The organism is Agromyces sp. H17E-10, from assembly GCF_022919715.1.
GTDB lineage: Bacteria > Actinomycetota > Actinomycetes > Actinomycetales > Microbacteriaceae > Agromyces.
Genome location: NZ_CP095042.1, coordinates 2,001,219 through 2,019,321, shown reverse-complemented (window position 1 = coordinate 2,019,321; position 18,103 = coordinate 2,001,219). Strand labels below are relative to the sequence as shown.

Sequence of the window (18,103 nt, the reverse complement as noted above, 5' to 3'; positions counted from 1 at the left end):
GTTCCTCGCTCAGTCGTCGAACGTGTTCCAGCAGATCGGGCTGCGCCGCCGCTGGTCGTCGAGCACGAGTTCGCGAATCTCGGTCGGCAGCTGGGAGCGCTGCCAGTCGCGCTCGGCGAGCCGCGCTCGCTCCGCGGCGTCCGCATCGGCCCCGTTCCCGCCGTCGCGCGCCTCGGCCGCGCGAGCGGCCCGGTCGGCGGCGCCCGCCGCGGCCGCCGCCGAGGCCGCCCGGATCGCGTACGCGGCCGCCCCGAGCTCGTGCTCGGCGACGTGCGCGACCGCGACGGCCTGACCGACCGAGAGCGCGGCGAACCTCACCGGGTCGGGCTTGCCGCGCCCGGCGGCGTTCGCTTGGAATGCCGCGCGGTGCGCCTCGCGCATCGGCACTTCGCCGCGCACCCAGCCACGGGCGACCTCGAGCACGTCCCGAGGGCGCGGGTCGTCGGGCTCGGCCGCCTCGAAGAGCGGCAGCACGTGCTCGGCGCACGCGATCGCCCACTCCGCGAGCAGCCGGTGGTCGCCGTCGGTCAGCGTTCCGCCTCGGCGGAGCGTGATCAGTCGCGGGTCGCGCTCTTTCGGAAGGATCGGCACCCTGCCATTCCTACCATCGCGACCGACGGGGATGGTTTCACGCCCCGCGCAGCTCCGCGAGGAGCTTCTCGACCCGTCGCGCGCGGGTGTCCGCCCCCTTGGCCTGTGCGATCACCCGCGCCGCCTGCCGGCGCTGACTCGGCGTGAGGGCGTCGAACGCGGCCCGAGCCCCGGGGTCGGCATCGAGCGCGGCGGCGAGCTCGGCCGGTTCGTCGATCGTGATCGGCTCGTCATCGAGGGCGAGATCGATCGTGACCTCGTCGCCGACCGCCGCCCCGGTCGCCGCTCGGTTCGCGTTGCTGAAGCCGATGAGGTTGCGCCCGAGCATGATCGCGATGCGGGTGCGCCACGTGTGACCGCCGATCGAGACGACGACGCGCGGCCGCTTGCCGCCGCCGAGCGCCTCGACGACCTCCGGCGGCACTTCGAGCCCGCGCATCTTCTCGTGCGGTTCGACGATCGACGTGAACTGGATGCCCATCCGGCCATCCTGCCGCAGCCGCGGGCTCCACGCGCGGGTGTTCTCATTCGATCGGGATGCCGCAGCGGCATCCTCATCGGAGCCGTAGGCTCACTCGCCCTGATCGCCGTAGGCTCACTCGCGTGAGCGATGACGTGCGCAACCTGAGGGCGGCCCTCGCCGCCGTGCCCGAGCCGTGGCAGCCGCACCGGCTGACGAGCGTGAACGACTACGACGTGAAGGTCGTGAAGCTGCTCGGCGAGTTCGTCTGGCACTCGCACCCCGAGACCGACGAGTTGTTCCTCGTGCTGAGCGGCGAGCTGACGATCCAGCTGCGCGATCGCGACGTCGTGCTCGGCCCCGACGACGTGTTCGTGGTGCCGAAGGGCGTCGAGCACTGCCCGCGCGCAGACGCCGAGGTGCACGCCGTGCTCTTCGAGCCGCGGGGCACCGTCAACACGGGCGATGCCGGCGGCGAGCGCACCTCAGCCCTTCGGGAACTCGACTGAGTGATCCGGTGGACCGACGTGATGGACCGCTCGTTCATCGTCCGAGCCCAAGCGATCAGGATTCGAGAAGCGCGGGCCGCGCTCGAGTCCGTAACGTGAAAGCAGATCGACACCGGCAGCGAAGAGAAGGAGCAACCCATGGCTGCGAAGACCGAAGGACTGTCCGCCGACGAACGCGCCGCCGTCAAGCAGCGCGCCGCCGAACTGCGCGCCGAGGCCAAGGCCGGCAAGACCCGCGAGGCGGGCGAGAAGGCCATCCGCGAGGCGATCGACGCCCTGCCCGACGACGACCGCGCGATCGCCGAAGGCCTCGACCGCATCGTGAAGGAGGTCGCACCGCAGCTGGTCCCGAAGACCTGGTACGGCTTCCCCTCGTACGCCGACGCGAACGGCAAGATCGTCGTCTTCTTCAAGCCGGCGTCGAAGTTCGAGTCGCGCTACCCCACGCTCGGCTTCGAGGAGGCCGCCCAGCTCGACGACGGCGATATGTGGGTGACCTCGTTCGCGCTTCGCGCGCTGACGCCCGAGACGGAGCGGCGCGTCGCTGAGTACGTTCGCAAGGCGGCCGGCTGATCGGTCGAGCGTGAGGGTCCGGAGGGCCTTCGGCCCGCACCGACTCCGTCACCAAGGCCCGCCCGCGAACCATCCGCCACGTCCGCGTGGTGTCGGTTCTCGCGGCTGAAGAACGGTTAGTGTCGCTCCGTGCCCGACCGGGATGAGCTGAGGTCTTCCGCTCGCGTTCAGATGCCACGCGGCCGCCAGTTCGCGATCACCTGGTCGATTCCCGATGACTACGGGGGGATGACGGCCGCCCTGTTCGCTCGCTCGTCGGCGTTCGCCCGACTGGGCGACGCCGATGTCACCGTACTCACCTTCGATACGCGGCCCGACACCCCGGAACTCGAGGGTCGCCTGCATGATCAGGGCGTCATCGCGGATCGGGTTCGGCTGCTGAACCTGTACGACTGGGTGCGCACGAACGAGTTGCCCGGCGGCTCGTTGCGCTTGGATCGCGACGTGTTCACTCCGCTCGGCGATGGTGAGGCCACCGAGGAGTCGCGTCGCGGGGAGCGCGTCGTCGCGCGTGTGCGTCGGGATGCCGCCGGCCGGCTGCTGCAGATCGACCACCTGCGCGACGACGGCACGCTCGTGCTCAGCGACCGTCGTGACGCCCGTGAACGCGGCGTCCCCGGGGGTCGCTCGATCGTGCTCTGCGATGCCGACGGTCGACCCGTCCGGTCTTGGCGCAGGTCGTGGCCGCTGTACACCGCGTGGCTCGACGCGCTCGTCGACCGGCAACCGAGCTTCATGATCGTGGACAGCAAGACCATCGCGCCGTTCATGCTGACCTACCGCCGGCCGCACGTCATCACCGCACACGTCGTACACGCGTCGCATCGCGCCGCCCCCGGGTCGTCGCATCCCGTACGCAGCACGCGACGTGCGGTGTTCGAGCATCTCGACGACTTCGATCTCGTCGCCGTCCTGTCGCGGCGCCAGGCGGCCGAGGTGGTCGATCTGGTCGGGCCGCTCGATCACCTGGTGGTGATCCCGAACGCGAAGCCCGCGACCGATCGCGGGCGTCTCGCCCGGTCCGGCTCACGGCCTCCGCGAGAGGCCGGTTCGGGAATCGTGCTCGCCTCGCTGACACGGCGGAAGCGGGTCGCGGACGCCATCGCGGCCTTCAGCAGCGCGAGTCGCCGCACGACCACCGAGTCGATCGCCGGCTCCATCACCCGGCTCACGCTCGACATCTACGGCGAGGGGGAGGAGCGGGAGGTGATCGAAGACCTCGCGCTGCGCACCCCGGGTGTGGTGTTGCACGGGTTCGAGCCCGATGCGCGCCGCCACCTCGAGCGATCGTCGTTCTTACTTCTCACCTCGCGATCGGAGGGCTTCCCGCTCGTGCTCGTCGAGGCGATGGCGGGCGGCTGCATCCCCATCGCGTACGACATCCGCTACGGCCCTGCCGACCTGATCCGCGACGGGCGCAACGGGTTCCTGGTGCCCGACGGCGACACCGACGCGCTCGCCTCGGCGATCGTCGCGCTCCAGCGACTGCCTGCCCGCAGGGTCGAGGCCATGCGGCGGGCCGCGGTGCGGAGCGCCCGCGCGTTCGACGAGCGGCGCGTGGTCACGACCTGGGCACGGCATCTGTCGGAGGCCCAGGCGCGCCGAGAACTCCGCAGGTCCCACCGATGGCGCCGCCTGCGCATGGCTCTCCAGAAGGCGCCGTTCGGCGCGCGACTCCGCCGCATCGTCGTGCGCGCGCGAAGCGTGACCAACCGCTTCGGAGGCGCCCACTAGGGCGTGTCTGACAAATCGGTTGGGTACCTCCGTCGGGGGTGCGGTACAGCGCTCGGATTGGCGCGCGCATAGAGTCGGAGCCATGTTCTCTCCCGGGCAGATCCGTGATCTTATTGACGGCCGACCCATCGTCGATGGCTTTGCGTATGGGAAGTCGGATGAGGCAGCCGTGGACGCGTTGCATCGGAACGTCTGTCGTGCGATCGAAAGACAGACGAGCACATTGTCACGGATCGTTTGGGACGACTATGGGTCGGGGTACGCGTCGTTCGTCGACGCGTGGTTCTACCGGGAAGAGTCGGGGTGGGCTGGCCCGGCGATAAGCGGCGCCCAGTCATGGCAGGGTCTCGCGGTGCTGCTGAGTCGCCTCTCGCCCTATTTCGTGTTCCTCGAAGGGCACAAGTCATGGGATGAGCGCGGTGGCTCCTCCTACATGCCATCCTTCGGCGATATCGATCGGCTGAGCAGCCCGGCGGTCGCGGCTCTCGCCGGCCAGGTCCAGGCGGTCTTGGAACAACACGGTCTCATCAGGCTTCATGCGACCGACCTGAGTGCGCCGCTCGATCCGAGCATCCGAGTCCCCTCGCTGTTCTCGGCTCCAGGCACCTACCTCGAGTACGACGCACTGTTCTACTGGGAAGACTGACCTCCGAGCAACCGCGCTGGCGCAATCCCCAAGGCGTCGCAGAACTGCCGGCTCCATGCGATGACCGCGTTGAGGACCACTGCCGCCCGGTAGACGATCGCGAGTTTGTCGTAGCGGGTGGCGAGTCCACGCCATTGCTTGAGGTGGCAGAAGCGGCGTTCGATCACGTTGCGGTTCCGGTAGTCGTCGGTGTCGAATCCGACCGGTCTGCCGCCGTGTGAACCGCGCCGCTTGCGGTGGCCCTTCTGATCGTCCGGCTCCGGGATCACGGCCTTGATGCCGCGGGAGCGCAGGTGGGTGCGGATCGCACGGGAGGAGTAGGCCTTGTCGCCGCGGACCGCATCCGGGCGGGTCCGCGGCCTGCCGACCTCGCGAGTGACCCGGAGCTGCTGCATCAGCGGTAGGAACATCGGCGAGTCCCCGGCCTGGCCCGGCGTGATCAGCGCCACCAAGGGGAGCCCGTTCCCGTCGACGAGGTGGTGGATCTTCGTCGACAGGCCACCGCGGGAGCGGCCGATGCCGTGATCAGGCGGCTCGATGCGCGGATTCGTGTAGTTCGATCCAGCCCCCTGTGAGTCGGATGGTGTTCGTCGCGTGCTGATGCGCCCGAGCGATTGTGGAGTCCACCGACAGCGACCAGTCAACCAGTCCTGCAGCGTCCGCCGCGGCGGTGAGCTTGGCGAGCACCTCGTCCCACGTCCCATCGGTCGCCATCCGGCGATGCCAGGTCCACACCGTCTGCCACGGCCCGAACACCTCGGGCAGATCCCGCCACGCGATCCCGCACCGGTACCGGTAAATGATCGCCTCGACCATCGCCCGGGCGTCGGAGAACGGGCGCCCCTTCTGGCCGGTCGGGCGAGGCAACATGTCCTCGATCAGTGACCACTGAACATCCGACAGCACCCGAAACCTCGACACACTTACAGGCTCGCAACACACCCCGCATCTATTTGTCAGACACGCCCTAGGCCGGCTCACGCAGACGTGTCGGCAGTCTGCGCCTGCCGTCGCTCAGTTGAGCCGCTGCGTGAGGTGGATGGTGACCGTGTCGCCGTCGGACTTGCCGATGCGCTTGCGGATGGCCGCGGCGACGGGCAGCTTGTGCGTGCCGTCGCCGAGCGCCATGAAGGCGCCGCGGAACGGCTCGCCGTCGACCGTGCCCTCGACCTTGACCAGGCCGCGGGTGCCGAAGATCGCGGCCGAGTCTGGCAGCTGCGCGCAGGTCCAGGTGTCGCCCTCGCGCACCTTGCCGAGGGTGGAGGTGAAGGTGAGGTCGAGCGGTCCGCTCTTGTCGGTCATGACGTGCTCCGTTCAGACGAAGGCGCCGACGAGGGCACCGATGATGACGAGCTTGATCAGCCAGTCGGTGAAGTGGACGGCGGCCACTGGGACCGGCGTGTTCTCGTGGACGACCGCCCCGAGCAGCAGCACCGCGGGCAGCGAGGCCAGGGCGAGACCGAGCACCGCGCCGGTGGATGCCCCGTGCCAACCGGCCGCGACCATGAGGCCGAGCACCAGGAGCGACACCACCAGGCTGCGGAGGACGACCAGGAGCATCTGGACGACGACCGGGATCCCCGGTCGAGGTGTGCTCGCGGAGCCGATGAGGCGTGCGACGGGCGGGAGCGCGTAGAGCACCGCACTGGCGATGAACGAGACGATCGTCGCGAGTGCGACGCCGATGGCGATCATGACGCATCCTTTCAGTACCGATTGGTACTGATTACGGTACGCACGGGCTGTCGCACCTGTCAAGTACCAATAGGTACTAAACTGTTCGCCATGTCGGATGCCGCACCTGCCCGCGGGCGCCCTCCCGGCCTGACGGGCTCCGCCCTGCTCGCCGAGGCGCGAGCCACCTTCCTGCAGCACGGCTACGCGGCCACGACGATGAGCGAGGTCGCAGCGCGAGCGCGCATCTCGAAGAGCTCGCTGTACCGCGAGCACCCCTCGAAGTCCGCGCTCTACAGCGCCGTGGTCTCCGATTGGGCCGAGTCCGGCCGCGACGCGATGCGACCGGCCCTCGACCGACTGGCGCAGTCGCGCGACCTCGAACCGGGGCTCGTCGAGCTGGGCGACGTGATTCTGCGCGGCGTGCTCTCGCCGCCGGTGCTCGAGATGCGTCGTCTCGTCATCAACGAGGCCAGATCGCAGCCCGAGGTCGCCGCGATGTACCTCCGCGAGAGCTGGCAGCGCAACATCGCGGCCCTCGCCAAGACCTTCGACGCGATGCGCCGGGCGGGCACGCTCGCTGCCGACGACACGACGGCGGCCGCGGAGGAGTTCACGTGGCTTCTCGTCGGCGCCCCGCTGAACGCCGCGCTGCTCGGGGCGGAGGTCGAACCGGCGGCAGATGCCTCGTCGAGAGCGGTCGCGCTGTTCCTCGCGCGGTACGGCGCCGACAGATCGGCCGTCGGGACGACCGACCGGGCGTGATCGCCCGCTACACCTGCACCATGTCTGCGAAGCGCGAGAAGTGCCCGTGGAACGCGACCGTGATCGTGCGCGTCGGACCGTTACGGTGCTTCGCCACGATCAGGTCGGCCTCGCCCGCCCGGGGGCTGTCGCGCTCGTAGGCCGCCTCGCGGTGGAGCAGGATCACCATGTCGGCGTCCTGCTCGATCGACCCCGACTCGCGCAGGTCGCTGATCGCGGGCATCTTGTCGGCGCGCTGCTCGGGTCCACGGTTCAGCTGCGACAGCGCGATGACCGGCACCTGCAGCTCCTTCGCGAGCAGCTTCAGCGCACGCGAGAACTCCGACACCTCCTGCTGGCGGCTCTCGACGCGCTTTCCGCTCGTCATGAGCTGCAGGTAGTCGATGACCACCATCTTCAGTCCGACGCGCTGCTTGAGCCGGCGGCACTTCGCACGGATCTCGACGAGCGTCATGTTGGGGGAGTCGTCGATGTACAGCGGGGCGTCGTTGATGCGGCCGCGAGTCGAGGCGATCGTGGTCCAGTCGCGCGAGTCGACGGTGCCCTTTCGCATGTTCTGCAGCGGCACGGATGCCTCGGCCGAGAGCAGACGCATGGCGATCTCGCTCTTGCCCATCTCGAGGGAGAAGAACACGGCGGGCAGGTCGTTGGTGATGGCGGCCGCACGTGCGAAGTCGAGCGCGAGCGTCGACTTGCCCATCGCGGGACGCGCGGCGACGATGATCATCTGTCCGGGATGGAACCCGTTGGTGAGGTCGTCGAGGTCGGCGAAGCCGGTCGGCACGCCGACCATCTTGCCGTCGGTGTGCTTGGCCGCCTCGATCTCGTCGATCGCGACGCCGATCGCGTCGGAGAGCGGCACGTAGTCTTCGGTCTCGACCGAGCCCGTGACGGAGTAGATCTCGGCCTGCGCGTTGTTGACGAGGTCGACGACCTCGCCCTCGCCCTGGTAGCCCATCTGCACGATGCGGGTGCCGGCCTCGACGAGGCGGCGCAGCAGCGCACGCTCGGCGACGATCGACGCATAGAAGCCGGCGTTGGCCGCGGTCGGCACGAGGCTCGTGAGGGTGTGCAGGTACTCGACACCGCCGGCGCGCTGCAGATCGCCCGTCTTCGTGAGCTCGTCGGTGACGGCGATGACGTCGGTCGGCTCGCCGTGCGAGTAGAGCGTCAGCAGGGCGTTGAAAATGACCTCGTGCTTCGGCACGTAGAAGTCGACGCCGCGGATGGTCTCGATGACGTCGGCGACGGCGTCCTTCGAGAGCATCATGCCGCCGAGCGCACTCTGTTCTGCGAGCAGGTCGTGCGGAGGGACGCGTTCGCCGCGCGGGGTGCCCTCGTCGACCGGTTCGGCGAGTCCGATGTGCGCGATCGACAACTCCATGACCTCCGATTCAGACCCCTGTGGCGGGCGTGCGACCCGCGCCCGTGATTCAGTCTCGCCGGAGCCGCCGACATGCCCTGTCGGCGGTGCTCTCCGACCCGGGGGGACTCACTGATCGAGGGACGCTGCTTCACGATATGGAAGGCTCGTCCACAGCACAAGCCAGCCTGTGGATAACTCTGGGGAGAATCTGCGCGAAACCCCGATCAACATGTGCACTCCCCCTGTGGAGAACTGTGGAAAGCTTGTGAATTACACGGGTTGAATTCTTGATTGATCTGCGGTTTTCTGATTCCACACCTGTGGGGGAAAACTTCTTGCCGAGATCTTCACACATGGTTCTCCACCTGTGCACAACCACCACAGGAAACCCACAAGTGGGGTTGCGGGCGAGCCGCACTCGGGTGTAGAAAACGCGGCCCCGTGGACGAGCCGAGGATCGCTCCCACGGGGGACGGCCGCACGCCCCGATCGCGGAACGGTGCACACCGTGCCACGAGCCTCCGCGGCATCCCTGACATGACGAAACGGCGGCCGGGAGCCGAAGCTCCCGACCGCCGCCTGCGATCCTGCGCGAAGTTACTTCGCGGCGACCACCTGGAGGGTGATCGTGGCGGTGAGCTCGTCGTGCAGACGAACCGTCGCCTCGTGGTCGCCGATCGACTTGATCGGCGTCGGGATCTGGATCTTGCGCTTGTCGACCGAGCCGAGACCGGCGGCCTCGACCGCAGCCGCGACATCGCTCGTCTTGACCGAGCCGAAGAGACGGCCGCCGAGGCCGGCCTTGACGGCCAGCTTGACCTTGCCCTCTTCGAGCTTGGCCTTGAGGGCCTGCGCGTCCTCCAGCGAGTGGAGGGCGCGGGCGGCACGGGCCGCCTTGATCTGCTCGACCTGCTTCTCGCCACCGCGGGTCCACGGCGTGGCGAAGCCCTGGGGAACCAGGTAGTTGCGCGCGTAGCCGTTCTTGACCTCGACGACGTCGCCGGCCGTGCCGAGGCCGGTGACCTCGTGCGTGAGAATTACCTTTGCCATTGTCGTGCTCCTTAGCGGCCGGAGCCCGAGTAGGGCAGGAGGGCCATCTCGCGCGCGTTCTTCACGGCGCGGGCGATGAGGCGCTGTTCCTGCACGGAGACGCCGGTGATGCGACGGGCGCGGATCTTTCCACGCTCCGAGATGAACTTGCGAAGGGTGGCGACATCCTTGTAGTCGATGACGCCGACCTTGATGGACTTCGCGGGGGCGGCGTTCTTCGCGCCCTTGCCGCCGCGAGGCTTGCGGCGGTCGCCGCTGCTCTTTCCAGCCATTTCTGATCCTGTCTTGAAGTTGCGGGCCTCGGCGAGCGGCTCGGCCGCTCACGCACCCGCGTGAGTATTAGAAGGGCGTCTCGTCGCCGTAGTTGGTGCCGGGCGTGTTCCACACGTCGCCACCGGCCTGCTGGGCCGGGGCGCTGGGAGCCCATGCGTCGTCAGACTGGCCGCCCCCGAAGGAGCCGCCGCCGCCGACCGCACCGCGGTTCGACTGCGCTCGAGTGACCTGGGCGGTCGCGTACCGGAGCGAGGGGCCGATCTCGTCGACCTCCAGCTCGATGGTGGTGCGCTTCTCGCCTTCCTTCGTCTCGTAGGAACGCTGCTTGAGACGCCCGGAAGCGATGACCCGAGAACCCTTGGTGAGTGAACCGGCGACGTGCTCGGCGAATTCACGCCAGCAGCTCGCGCGCAGGAACAGCGCTTCACCGTCCTTCCACTCGTTCGCCTGACGGTCGAACGTACGAGGAGTGGACGCGATGGTGAAGTTGGCAACCGCCAGACCGTTCTGCGTGTAACGCAGCTCGGGATCTGCAGTGAGGTTGCCCACCACGGTGATGATGGTCTCGCCGGCCATGGGGACTAGGCGTCCTTCTTCGCAGCGGCGGCGGCCTTCTTGGCGGCCTTCGCCTCCTGCGCCTTGGCGTGCGCGGCGACCTGGGCGATCGCCTCTTCGGCGCGGAGCACCTTCGTGCGCATGACGGCCTCGCTGAGGTTCAGCTGGCGGTCGAGCTCGTTGGTGGTCGCCGACTCGGCGGTGAAGTCGACGACGGCGTAGATGCCCTCGGACTTCTTGTTGATCTCGTAGGCCAGACGACGACGTCCCCAGATGTCGACCTTGTCGACGGTGCCGCCATCGTTACGGATGACGTTGAGGAACTTGTCAAGGCTGGGAGCAACGGTGCGCTCGTCGATCTCGGGATCGAGGATGACCATCAGCTCGTACTGGTGCATGACTAACCCACCTCCTTCGGACTCAGCGGCTACAGGATCTCTGCAGCAGGAGGGTTGTGCATACGTCGCGTCGTGGAGGCCGCGCAATGCGGCACACGGGCAACCTGTCTATGGTAACGGATGCCTCGCCCCCGCGCCATTCGGCCGCCGCCGGCCCCCTACGCGCCGCGTGCCGCCCACCAGGCGAGGAGGCGCTCGCGCGCGGCATCCTCACCGATCGGGCCCTCGTCGAGTCGCACCTCGAGCAGGTAGCTGTACGCCTCGCCGACGACCGGTCCGGGCTTGATGTCGAGCGCGGCCATGATCTGCTGCCCGTCGAGCTCGGGGCGCACGGCGGCGAGCTCCTCCTCTTCGGCGAGGCGTGCGATGCGCTCCTCGAGGTCGTCGTAGGCGAACGCGAGCTGGTCGGCCTTGCGCCGGTTGCGGGTCGTCACGTCGGCGCGCGAGAGGATGTGCAGCCGCTCGAGCTGCTCCGCCGACCCGGCGTCGCGCACGTAGCGGCGCACGGCCGAGTCGCTCCACGCGGCATCCGCGTAGCCGAAGAACCGCAGGTGCAGCTCGACGAGCCGCGAGACGGCGGCGACCGTGTCGTTGTCGTAGCGGAGCGCGCGCAGCCGCTTGCGAACGAGCTTCGCGCCGACGACGTCGTGGTGGTGGAAGCTCACCGCGCCGCCCGCCTCGTACCGCCGCGTCGCGGGCTTGCCGACGTCGTGCAGCAGCGCCGCGAGCCGCACCACGAGGTCGGGAGAGTCGAGCACGCCGCGCGCGACCTCGTAGTCGATCGCCTGCTCGAGCACGGTGAGGCTGTGCTCGTAGACGTCCTTGTGCCGGTGGTGCTCGTCGCGCTCGAGGCGCAGGGCCGGCACCTCGGGCAGCATCCGGTCGGCGAGACCGGTGTCGACGAGCAGGCGGATGCCGCGGGCGGGCGCCCTCGTCGACAGCAGTTTCGACAACTCCTCGCGCACGCGTTCAGCCGAGATGCGGTGGATCTCGGGGGCCAGCGCCGACATCGCGGCGAGCGTGTCGGGCTCGACCTCGAACTCGAGTTGAGCCGCGAAGCGCGCAGCGCGCATCATGCGCAGCGGGTCGTCGCCGAACGACTGCTCGGGCGGCGACGGCGTGCGCAGGACGCCGTCGAGCAGGTCTTCGATGCCCCCGGAGGGATCGACGAGTTCGAGCTGCGGCAGCCGCAGTGCCATCGAGTTCACCGTGAAGTCGCGCCGCGTGAGGTCGCCCTCGAGCGTGTCGCCGAAGACGACGTCGGGCTTGCGGGACTCGCCGTCGTACGAGTCGGCCCGGTACGTGGTGATCTCGACGGTCTCGCCCGCGATGCGGGCGCCGATCGTGCCGAACTGGCGGCCGATGTCCCAGTGCGCGTCGGCGATGGGCTTCACGATCGCGAGGATCTCGTCGGGCTCGGCATCGGTCGTGAAGTCGAGATCGTTCGTCGACCGGTCGAGGAAGGCGTCGCGAACGGGACCGCCGACGAGGGCGAGTTCGCGCCCCGCCGCGGCGAAGGCCTCGGCGAGGGGAGCGACGGTCGGCGAAGCCGCCTGCTCGGCCAGACGGTCGAGGGCTGCCGCGACACTCTGCATGCCACCTATGTTAAGCGGGCGTGTTCCGCGGGTGTCGGCGCGGCCCGCGCTCCGAGCGGACGCCCGGCGCCCGACCCGTAGAATCGCCTGCATGGCAGCCGAGTCGACCCCTGCGCGCGCGCGCGGCGATCGGCATTCCCCGCAGCGTCATCCCACGCAGAATCGCCCCCCGCAGAGCAACCTCCCGCAGGACCCGGCCTCGACGCCCCCCGGGACGGGCAGCCCCATCTCGAAGCGGCGCGGCATCGCGATCGGCATCGCCGCGGCCGCGGTCGCGGCGGTGGTCGCGACCCCCTTCGGCGCGCTCGCGGCCTCCGGGGCGGCCTCCGAAGCGGTCTCGACCTCGGGGTCGGCCTCGGCGGGCGCCTCGCTCACCGCTCGGGCCGACTCCGGCGCCGGCCGGACCGGCGCCGCACGTGCGGACGCGGCCGCGAAGTCCGCGAATCCCGGGTCGACCGAGGAGGCGGGTGTACGACTGCACGTCGCCCCCGCGACGTCGACGACGATCGACCCCGCCAAGCCCCTGACCGTGCAGGTCGAGATCGAGAACGCGACCACCGAGGAGATCGCCGGCGGCACCGTCGTGCTGACCCGCGCGGATGCGCCGATCGACGACGCCGACGAGCTCGATGCCTGGCTCGGCACGGGCGACGGGACACCGCTCGCGTCGGTGAAGCTCGGCGAGGCCGAGTCGCGGGCGACCTCGGCGGGCGGGTCGTCGATGGTCTCGTTCACCGTGCCCTCCAGCGCGCTGGGCGCCCTCGACGCGCCTGTCGTCGGACTCGGCGTCTCCCTGGTCGTCGACGGCTCGACCGTCGCGACGGGTGCCGACGCGTTCGCGACACCCGCGGGCAGTACAGGTCCGAAGACCACGGTGACGCTCGTCTACCCGCTCACCGTGCCCGAGCAGACGACCGGCATGATCGACGCGGCGACCCTCGAGGAGTGGACTGCACAGCTCGGGCTCCTCGACCGCCAGCTCGACGCCGTGGCCGATCGCCCCGTCGCGATCGGCATCGATCCGCGCATCATCGCCTCGATCCGGGCGCTCGGCAGCTCGGCACCCGAGTCGGCCACCGCGTGGCTGAGCCGGCTGGGCTCGGTCACCAACGAGATATTCCCGCTCGCGTATGCCGATGCGGATGTCGCGTTGCAGGCGCAGCTCGGACTCACGACGATGCTCGCACCGACGAGCTTCAGCGACGTGCTCGACCCCGCGAACTTCGCGACACCGGTCGCGCCCGAACCCGACGACGGCGGCGGCCAGGCCGACGAGCAGGCCCCCGTGGACGAGCCCACTCCCACCGACTCCGAGCAGGCGCCCACGTCCGTCGCCCCGACGCCGACCGGGTCCCCGACCCCCACCCCGACCGAGACGGCACCGGCCCCCGGCGAGCTCCCCACGAACGAGGCGCTGCTGGCCTGGCCGTACACGCGCACCGATCTCGCGTGGCCGGCCGACGACACGGTCGCGACCGGTGACCTCGGGCGGCTCGACGCGGCGGGTCTGACGACGTCGATCCTCGCGCCGGGCAACGTCGCCACGGCGGCGACCCGCGTGTCGGCGAACACCTCCATCGAAGGCTCGACGGCGCTCGTCGCCGACGGCCGGTTGAACACGCCGCTGCGCGAGGCCGCAGACGCCGAGAGCGAGACCGAGTGGCGTTCGGCGACGGGCGGCCTCCTCGCCGAGTTCGCGGTCGCGCCGGCGACGGATGGGTCGGCGCTGCTCGCGACGTTCGACCGCGACGCGGGCGAGCACTCGGTGCGCGTCGGGGCGACGCTCGACCAGCTCGCCCGCGACCCGGCGGTACAGCCCACTGGTCTCGCGGGCGTGATCGGTGCTCCGCCCGTCGCGCGCCAGCTCGTCGACGAGCCCGAAGACGCGCAGCGCGTGGCGACCACCCAGCGCATGCTCGACCTCGAGGCCGAGACCGGCGAGTTCGCGACCGTCCTCTCCGACCCGCGCCTCCTCACCGGCCCGGTGCGCCGCGACCTGCTGGCGCTGCTCGACGTCGCCTGGCTGCAGGACCCGACGGCCTGGGATGCAGCGGCCGCGCAGTGGCTCGCCGACCGCCGCGCGACCCTCGCGAGCGTCTCGGTCGTGCCCTCCTCGAGCGTCAACATCTTCGCCCGCGAGACGCCGCTGCCCATCACGGTGCTGAACGCGCTGCCGTATCCGGTGACCGTCGTCGTGTCGGCCGACCCGTCGAACGGCCGGCTCGTCGTCGAGGAGAGCGTCACGGAGACCATCCCCGCGGAGTCGCGCAGCACCGTCAATGTGCCGATCGCGGCCGGGGTCGGGCGCGGCGAGGTCACGATCGGCATCTCGCTCGCCTCGCCGACCGGGGTCCCGGTCGGTCGCACCGTCTACATCAGCGGCAACGTGCAGGCCGACTGGGAGGGACTCGGCGCCGCCATCCTGGCGACTGCCGTCGTGCTCTTCTTCGGATTCGGCATCTGGCGCAACATCCGTCGCCGCCGCAAGCAGCGCGCCGCCGAGGCGGCGACACCGGCCGAGCCGGTTACCGACGGTGATGAGGCGGATGCCGCAGCCGAGGTCGCCGCGGAGGCCGAGGTGGCTCCCGACTCCGCCGCCGAAGCGGTTCCCGGCGAAGCCGGCGCCCCCGAGACCGGCGAGGCCGCCGTCGACCCCGAACCAGATCCGGAGGACCACAAGCGTGACTGACGACCGAATCGGCCGCGCGAGTCTCTTCCTCGCCTCGGGCACCCTCGTCTCGCGCATCCTCGGGTTCGTCAAGGCGATCGTGCTCGCCGCCACGATCGGCGTCGTCGGCTCGGTCAGCGGCGACGCCTTCGCCGTGGCCAACGGCCTGCCGAACACGGTCTACGTCATCGTCGCCGGCGGCGTGCTGAGCGCGGTGCTCGTCCCGCAGATCGTGCGCGCATCGGCCCACGCCGACGGCGGAAGCGGCTACATCAACAAGCTGCTCACCCTTGCGATGGTGATCCTGCTCGGCGCGACGATCGTCGCGACCGCGCTCGCACCGCTGCTGACGACGCTCTACGCGGGCACGAACAAGACGATGCTGCCGCTCGCGATCGCGTTCGCGTGGTGGTGCATGCCGCAGATCTTCTTCTACGGCCTGTACACGCTCCTCGGCGAGGTGCTCAACGCCCGGCGCAGCTTCGGACCCTTCACCTGGGTGCCTGTGCTGAACAACATCGTGGCCATCGCCGGCCTCGTCGTGTTCGGCTTGGTCTTCGGTTTCGATCCCGACGGCCATCGCGAGGTCGGCGACTGGACGAGCGGCATGGTCGCGCTCCTCGCAGGCTCGGCGACGCTCGGTATCGCCGTGCAGGCCCTGGTCCTGTTCTGGTTCTGGCGGCGGGTCGGACTGCGATTCCGGCCCGACTTCGCCTGGCGGGGCGCCGGACTTCGGACCGCGGGCAAGCTCGCCGGCTGGACGTTCGGCATGCTCTTGCTCACGACGTTCGCCGGCATCGTGCAGTCGCGGGTGCTTTCGATCGCGTCGGGTTACGGTGCCTCGGTCGCTGCCGTCGACACGGCCTGGCTCGTCTTCATGCTGCCCCACTCGGTCATCACGGTCTCGATCGCGACCGCGTACTTCACACGCATGAGCGAGCACGCCGCTCGCGACGACCACGACGAGGTCCGCGCCGACCTCTCGAGCGCCGTGCGCGGCGTGCTCGTGATCCTCATGCTCGCGGCGGTAGGCCTCATGGTCGTCGCCTATCCGTTCGGCGCGGTGTTCCAGACCGGATTCGCCGCGGCATCGGCCATCGGCAACATCCTGATCGCGTTCGCAATCGGGCTGGTGCCGTTCAGTCTCCTGTTCGTCGTGCAGCGCACGTTCTACGCGCTCAACGACACGCGGACGCCCTTCTTCTTCACGCTGTTCCAGGTGATCGTGTTCACGGTCGCGGCGTTCTCGTGCCTGGTCCTGCCGCGTGAGTGGATCGGCGTCGGCGTGGCACTCGCCACCACCCTCGCCGTCATCGCGCAGTTCGTGCTCGCGACGCTGCTGCTGCGTCGTCGACTGACGACGCTCGACGGTCGCCGCATCGGCGTCGCCGTCCTCCGCTCGATCGCCGCGCTCATCGTCCCCGTCATCACCGGCGTCGTGTTGCTCGTGCTGCTCGGTGGAACCACCGAAGGCGGTTTCGCCGTGTCGGGCCGCTTCGGCGCGATCATCTCGATGGTCGTCATCGGCGCCGTGATGTCGGCGCTCTACTTCGGCGGCCTCTGGCTGCTGCGCTCGCCCGAGTTCCGCGGCTTCGCCGAACCGGCGATCGCCCGTCTCCGCCGGCGCTGACGCCGTCACCGTCGACAGCGCACGCCGCGGCCCCGCGGCATCCCGTCATGAAGGCGGTGCGATCAGGCCGCTGGAATAGCCGCCGCCTAGACTGTGTTGACCATGGCGTGACATCCGGATGCCTCGGATGCCACTTGCACGAGAGGGAGCACCCGTTGCGCGACATCATCATCATCGGTTCGGGCCCGGCCGGGTTCACCGCCGCGATCTACGCGGCCCGCGCGCAGCTGAAACCCCTGCTCATCGCGAGCTCCGTCGAGATCGGCGGCGAGCTCATGAACACGACCGAGGTCGAGAATTACCCCGGGTTCCCCGAGGGCATCATGGGCCCCGACCTCATGACGAACTTCCAGCAGCAGGCCGAGCGCTTCGGCACCGAGGTCGTCTACGACGACGTGGTCGAGCTCGAGCTCGACGGACCGGTCAAGCGCGTGAAGCTCGGCAACGGCGGTGTCGAAGAGGCGCGCACGATCATCTATGCGACCGGCTCGGCCTACCGCAAGCTCGGCCTCCCCGAAGAGGAGGTGCTGTCGGGTCACGGCCTGTCGTGGTGCGCGACGTGCGACGGCTTCTTCTTCCGCCAGAAGACGATCGCGGTGGTCGGCGGCGGCGACTCGGCGATGGAGGAGGCGACGTTCCTCACGCGCTTCGCCGACAAGGTCTACGTGATCCACCGCCGCGACTCGCTCAAGGCCTCGAAGATCATGCAGCAGCGCGCCTTCGACAACGAGAAGATCGAGTTCATCTGGAACGCCGAAGTGGCCCGCCTGCTCGGCGAAACCGCCGTGACCGGTGTCACCCTGCGCGACACGGTGACGGGCGACGAGCGCGACCTGCCGCTCGACGGACTGTTCGTCGCGATCGGCAACGACCCGCGCACGCACCTCGTGCACGGCAAGCTCGACCTGACCCCCGAGGGCACGGTCGCGGTCGCGGGCCGCAGCTCCAAGACGAGCGTCGCGGGCGTCTTCGCCGCCGGCGACGTCATCGACCCCCACTACCGCCAGGCGATCACCGCCGCCGGCTCGGGCGCGGCCGCCGCACTCGACGCCGAGCACTTCCTCGCGTCGATCGGCAACGAGAACGCCGCCGAGGCGCTGCTCGAGAACGAGTTCGCCGTCGTCGACTGACCACCCGAGGCATCCGCCGTCGCGCAGCCGAAACCGGCACCACGACACGAAACCGCCTCAGCAAGTTTCATCTAAGGAGAACGCAATGAGCGCACGCGCTGTGACCGAGGCCACCTTCGAGCAGGAGGTCCTCAACAACGACAAGCCCGTCATCGTCGACTTCTGGGCCGAGTGGTGCGGACCGTGTCGCGCGGTCAGCCCGATCCTCGACCAGATCGCGACCGAGCACGCCGACAAGATCGACATCGTCAAGCTCAACGTCGACGAGCACCCCTCGCTCGCGATGAAGTACCAGATCACCGCGATCCCCGCGTTCAAGGTGTTCAAGGGCGGCGAGGTCGTGCAGAGCTTCGTCGGCGCCAAGCCGAAGCCCGCCCTCGAGGCCGACCTCGCCGCCTACATCTCGTAGTCGGCGGTCGCATCGTACGAAAGACCCGTCCGGCCAGGCGCCGGGCGGGTCTTTCGTCATTCGGGTGGGGATGCTGC

20 protein-coding genes are annotated in these 18,103 nt (G+C 69.5%); 9 read left to right on the top strand and 11 right to left on the bottom strand.

Annotation, left to right across the window (positions count from 1 at the left end; genetic code table 11):
* Positions 1-9: 9 nt before the first annotated feature.
* Together MUN74_RS09050 and MUN74_RS09045 are read right to left on the bottom strand one after the other, a co-directional pair.
* Positions 10-591 carry a putative immunity protein gene (locus MUN74_RS09050; protein WP_244856144.1) on the bottom strand — a complete coding sequence of 194 codons (582 nt, stop codon included), beginning with the start codon at positions 589-591 and terminating at the stop codon, positions 10-12.
* Between the two features lie 37 nt (positions 592-628).
* Complete coding sequence (locus MUN74_RS09045; protein ID WP_244856143.1) at positions 629-1,072, bottom strand: YdeI/OmpD-associated family protein; 444 nt, start codon at positions 1,070-1,072, stop codon at positions 629-631.
* A gap of 122 nt (positions 1,073-1,194) precedes the next feature.
* Between MUN74_RS09045 and MUN74_RS09040 the strand changes: the two genes are divergently transcribed.
* The 4 genes from MUN74_RS09040 to MUN74_RS09025 all read left to right on the top strand — a co-directional run bounded on the left by MUN74_RS09040 (position 1,195) and on the right by MUN74_RS09025 (position 4,513).
* Positions 1,195-1,560 carry a cupin domain-containing protein gene (locus MUN74_RS09040; RefSeq protein ID WP_244856142.1) on the top strand — a complete coding sequence of 122 codons (366 nt, stop codon included), beginning with the start codon at positions 1,195-1,197 and terminating at the stop codon, positions 1,558-1,560.
* Positions 1,561-1,698: 138 nt separating this feature from the next.
* Positions 1,699-2,133, top strand: a complete 435-nt coding sequence (locus MUN74_RS09035) for an iron chaperone (protein WP_244856141.1) — start codon at positions 1,699-1,701, stop codon at positions 2,131-2,133.
* A 171-nt stretch (positions 2,134-2,304) separates the two neighbouring features.
* Positions 2,305-3,867, top strand: a complete 1,563-nt coding sequence (locus MUN74_RS09030; RefSeq protein ID WP_244856140.1) for a glycosyltransferase — start codon at positions 2,305-2,307, stop codon at positions 3,865-3,867.
* Between the two features lie 82 nt (positions 3,868-3,949).
* Positions 3,950-4,513, top strand: coding sequence for a hypothetical protein (locus tag MUN74_RS09025; protein ID WP_244856139.1), 564 nt, complete (start codon positions 3,950-3,952; stop codon positions 4,511-4,513).
* Here MUN74_RS09025 and MUN74_RS09020 read toward each other — a convergent pair.
* The 3 genes from MUN74_RS09020 to MUN74_RS09010 all read right to left on the bottom strand — a co-directional run bounded on the left by MUN74_RS09020 (position 4,498) and on the right by MUN74_RS09010 (position 6,208).
* Positions 4,498-5,434 (bottom strand): IS5 family transposase gene (locus MUN74_RS09020; protein WP_244856138.1). Its coding sequence is split into 2 segments (ribosomal slippage): positions 4,498-5,082 and positions 5,084-5,434, totalling 936 coding nucleotides; the frame shifts between segments, so codons are not numbered across the junction. The genes MUN74_RS09025 and MUN74_RS09020 overlap by 16 nt on opposite strands.
* A 93-nt stretch (positions 5,435-5,527) precedes the next feature.
* Entirely contained in the window at positions 5,528-5,815 is a 288-nt protein-coding gene (locus MUN74_RS09015; protein WP_244856137.1) for a DUF1905 domain-containing protein, read from the bottom strand.
* 12 nt (positions 5,816-5,827) lie between these two features.
* Positions 5,828-6,208, bottom strand: a complete 381-nt coding sequence (locus MUN74_RS09010; protein WP_244856136.1) for a DUF1761 family protein — start codon at positions 6,206-6,208, stop codon at positions 5,828-5,830.
* Between the two features lie 90 nt (positions 6,209-6,298).
* On the opposite strand from MUN74_RS09010, the gene MUN74_RS09005 reads away from it, so the two are divergent.
* Positions 6,299-6,952 carry a TetR/AcrR family transcriptional regulator gene (locus MUN74_RS09005; RefSeq protein WP_244856135.1) on the top strand — a complete coding sequence of 218 codons (654 nt, stop codon included), beginning with the start codon at positions 6,299-6,301 and terminating at the stop codon, positions 6,950-6,952.
* Between the two features lie 7 nt (positions 6,953-6,959).
* On the opposite strand, the gene dnaB is transcribed toward MUN74_RS09005, so the two are convergent.
* The 6 genes from dnaB to MUN74_RS08975 form a co-directional block, all read right to left on the bottom strand.
* Positions 6,960-8,330 (bottom strand): replicative DNA helicase, encoded by a 1,371-nt coding sequence (dnaB, locus tag MUN74_RS09000; RefSeq protein ID WP_244856404.1) that lies wholly within the window; start codon positions 8,328-8,330, stop codon positions 6,960-6,962.
* A gap of 585 nt (positions 8,331-8,915) precedes the next feature.
* Positions 8,916-9,368: a 50S ribosomal protein L9 gene (gene rplI / locus MUN74_RS08995; RefSeq protein ID WP_244856134.1), complete on the bottom strand. Its 453-nt coding sequence runs from the start codon at positions 9,366-9,368 to the stop codon at positions 8,916-8,918.
* Between the two features lie 11 nt (positions 9,369-9,379).
* Complete coding sequence (rpsR, locus tag MUN74_RS08990) at positions 9,380-9,640, bottom strand: 30S ribosomal protein S18 (RefSeq protein ID WP_231429260.1); 261 nt, start codon at positions 9,638-9,640, stop codon at positions 9,380-9,382.
* 67 nt (positions 9,641-9,707) lie between these two features.
* Positions 9,708-10,217, bottom strand: a complete 510-nt coding sequence (locus MUN74_RS08985; RefSeq protein ID WP_244856133.1) for a single-stranded DNA-binding protein — start codon at positions 10,215-10,217, stop codon at positions 9,708-9,710.
* Positions 10,218-10,222: 5 nt separating this feature from the next.
* Positions 10,223-10,594 carry a 30S ribosomal protein S6 gene (gene rpsF, locus MUN74_RS08980; protein ID WP_244856132.1) on the bottom strand — a complete coding sequence of 124 codons (372 nt, stop codon included), beginning with the start codon at positions 10,592-10,594 and terminating at the stop codon, positions 10,223-10,225.
* Between the two features lie 158 nt (positions 10,595-10,752).
* Positions 10,753-12,189: a CCA tRNA nucleotidyltransferase gene (locus MUN74_RS08975; RefSeq protein WP_244856131.1), complete on the bottom strand. Its 1,437-nt coding sequence runs from the start codon at positions 12,187-12,189 to the stop codon at positions 10,753-10,755.
* A gap of 91 nt (positions 12,190-12,280) precedes the next feature.
* On the opposite strand from MUN74_RS08975, the gene MUN74_RS08970 reads away from it, so the two are divergent.
* The 4 genes from MUN74_RS08970 to trxA all read left to right on the top strand — a co-directional run bounded on the left by MUN74_RS08970 (position 12,281) and on the right by trxA (position 18,026).
* Complete coding sequence (locus MUN74_RS08970) at positions 12,281-14,878, top strand: DUF6049 family protein (RefSeq protein ID WP_244856130.1); 2,598 nt, start codon at positions 12,281-12,283, stop codon at positions 14,876-14,878.
* Entirely contained in the window at positions 14,871-16,487 is a 1,617-nt protein-coding gene (gene murJ, locus MUN74_RS08965) for a murein biosynthesis integral membrane protein MurJ (protein WP_244856129.1), read from the top strand. Before MUN74_RS08970 ends, murJ begins: the two co-directional genes overlap by 8 nt.
* A gap of 155 nt (positions 16,488-16,642) precedes the next feature.
* Entirely contained in the window at positions 16,643-17,617 is a 975-nt protein-coding gene (trxB, locus tag MUN74_RS08960) for a thioredoxin-disulfide reductase (RefSeq protein WP_244856128.1), read from the top strand.
* Between the two features lie 85 nt (positions 17,618-17,702).
* Positions 17,703-18,026, top strand: a complete 324-nt coding sequence (gene trxA / locus MUN74_RS08955) for a thioredoxin (RefSeq protein WP_244856127.1) — start codon at positions 17,703-17,705, stop codon at positions 18,024-18,026.
* Positions 18,027-18,103: the final 77 nt, after the last annotated feature.

What these genes read in the sequence shown, in the direction of transcription:
- MUN74_RS08975 (WP_244856131.1), bottom strand. Translation starts at nt 12,189, where the DNA reads ATGCAGAGTGTCGCGGCAGCCCTCGACCGTCTGGCCGAGCAGGCGGCT.
- MUN74_RS09025 (WP_244856139.1), top strand. Translation starts at nt 3,950, where the DNA reads ATGTTCTCTCCCGGGCAGATCCGTGATCTTATTGACGGCCGACCCATC.
- rplI (WP_244856134.1), bottom strand. Translation starts at nt 9,368, where the DNA reads ATGGCAAAGGTAATTCTCACGCACGAGGTCACCGGCCTCGGCACGGCC.
- MUN74_RS09005 (WP_244856135.1), top strand. Translation starts at nt 6,299, where the DNA reads ATGTCGGATGCCGCACCTGCCCGCGGGCGCCCTCCCGGCCTGACGGGC.
- MUN74_RS09045 (WP_244856143.1), bottom strand. Translation starts at nt 1,072, where the DNA reads ATGGGCATCCAGTTCACGTCGATCGTCGAACCGCACGAGAAGATGCGC.
- MUN74_RS08985 (WP_244856133.1), bottom strand. Translation starts at nt 10,217, where the DNA reads ATGGCCGGCGAGACCATCATCACCGTGGTGGGCAACCTCACTGCAGAT.
- rpsR (WP_231429260.1), bottom strand. Translation starts at nt 9,640, where the DNA reads ATGGCTGGAAAGAGCAGCGGCGACCGCCGCAAGCCTCGCGGCGGCAAG.
- MUN74_RS08970 (WP_244856130.1), top strand. Translation starts at nt 12,281, where the DNA reads ATGGCAGCCGAGTCGACCCCTGCGCGCGCGCGCGGCGATCGGCATTCC.
- MUN74_RS09030 (WP_244856140.1), top strand. Translation starts at nt 2,305, where the DNA reads ATGCCACGCGGCCGCCAGTTCGCGATCACCTGGTCGATTCCCGATGAC.
- trxA (WP_244856127.1), top strand. Translation starts at nt 17,703, where the DNA reads ATGAGCGCACGCGCTGTGACCGAGGCCACCTTCGAGCAGGAGGTCCTC.
- MUN74_RS09015 (WP_244856137.1), bottom strand. Translation starts at nt 5,815, where the DNA reads ATGACCGACAAGAGCGGACCGCTCGACCTCACCTTCACCTCCACCCTC.
- MUN74_RS09035 (WP_244856141.1), top strand. Translation starts at nt 1,699, where the DNA reads ATGGCTGCGAAGACCGAAGGACTGTCCGCCGACGAACGCGCCGCCGTC.
- rpsF (WP_244856132.1), bottom strand. Translation starts at nt 10,594, where the DNA reads ATGCACCAGTACGAGCTGATGGTCATCCTCGATCCCGAGATCGACGAG.
- MUN74_RS09010 (WP_244856136.1), bottom strand. Translation starts at nt 6,208, where the DNA reads ATGATCGCCATCGGCGTCGCACTCGCGACGATCGTCTCGTTCATCGCC.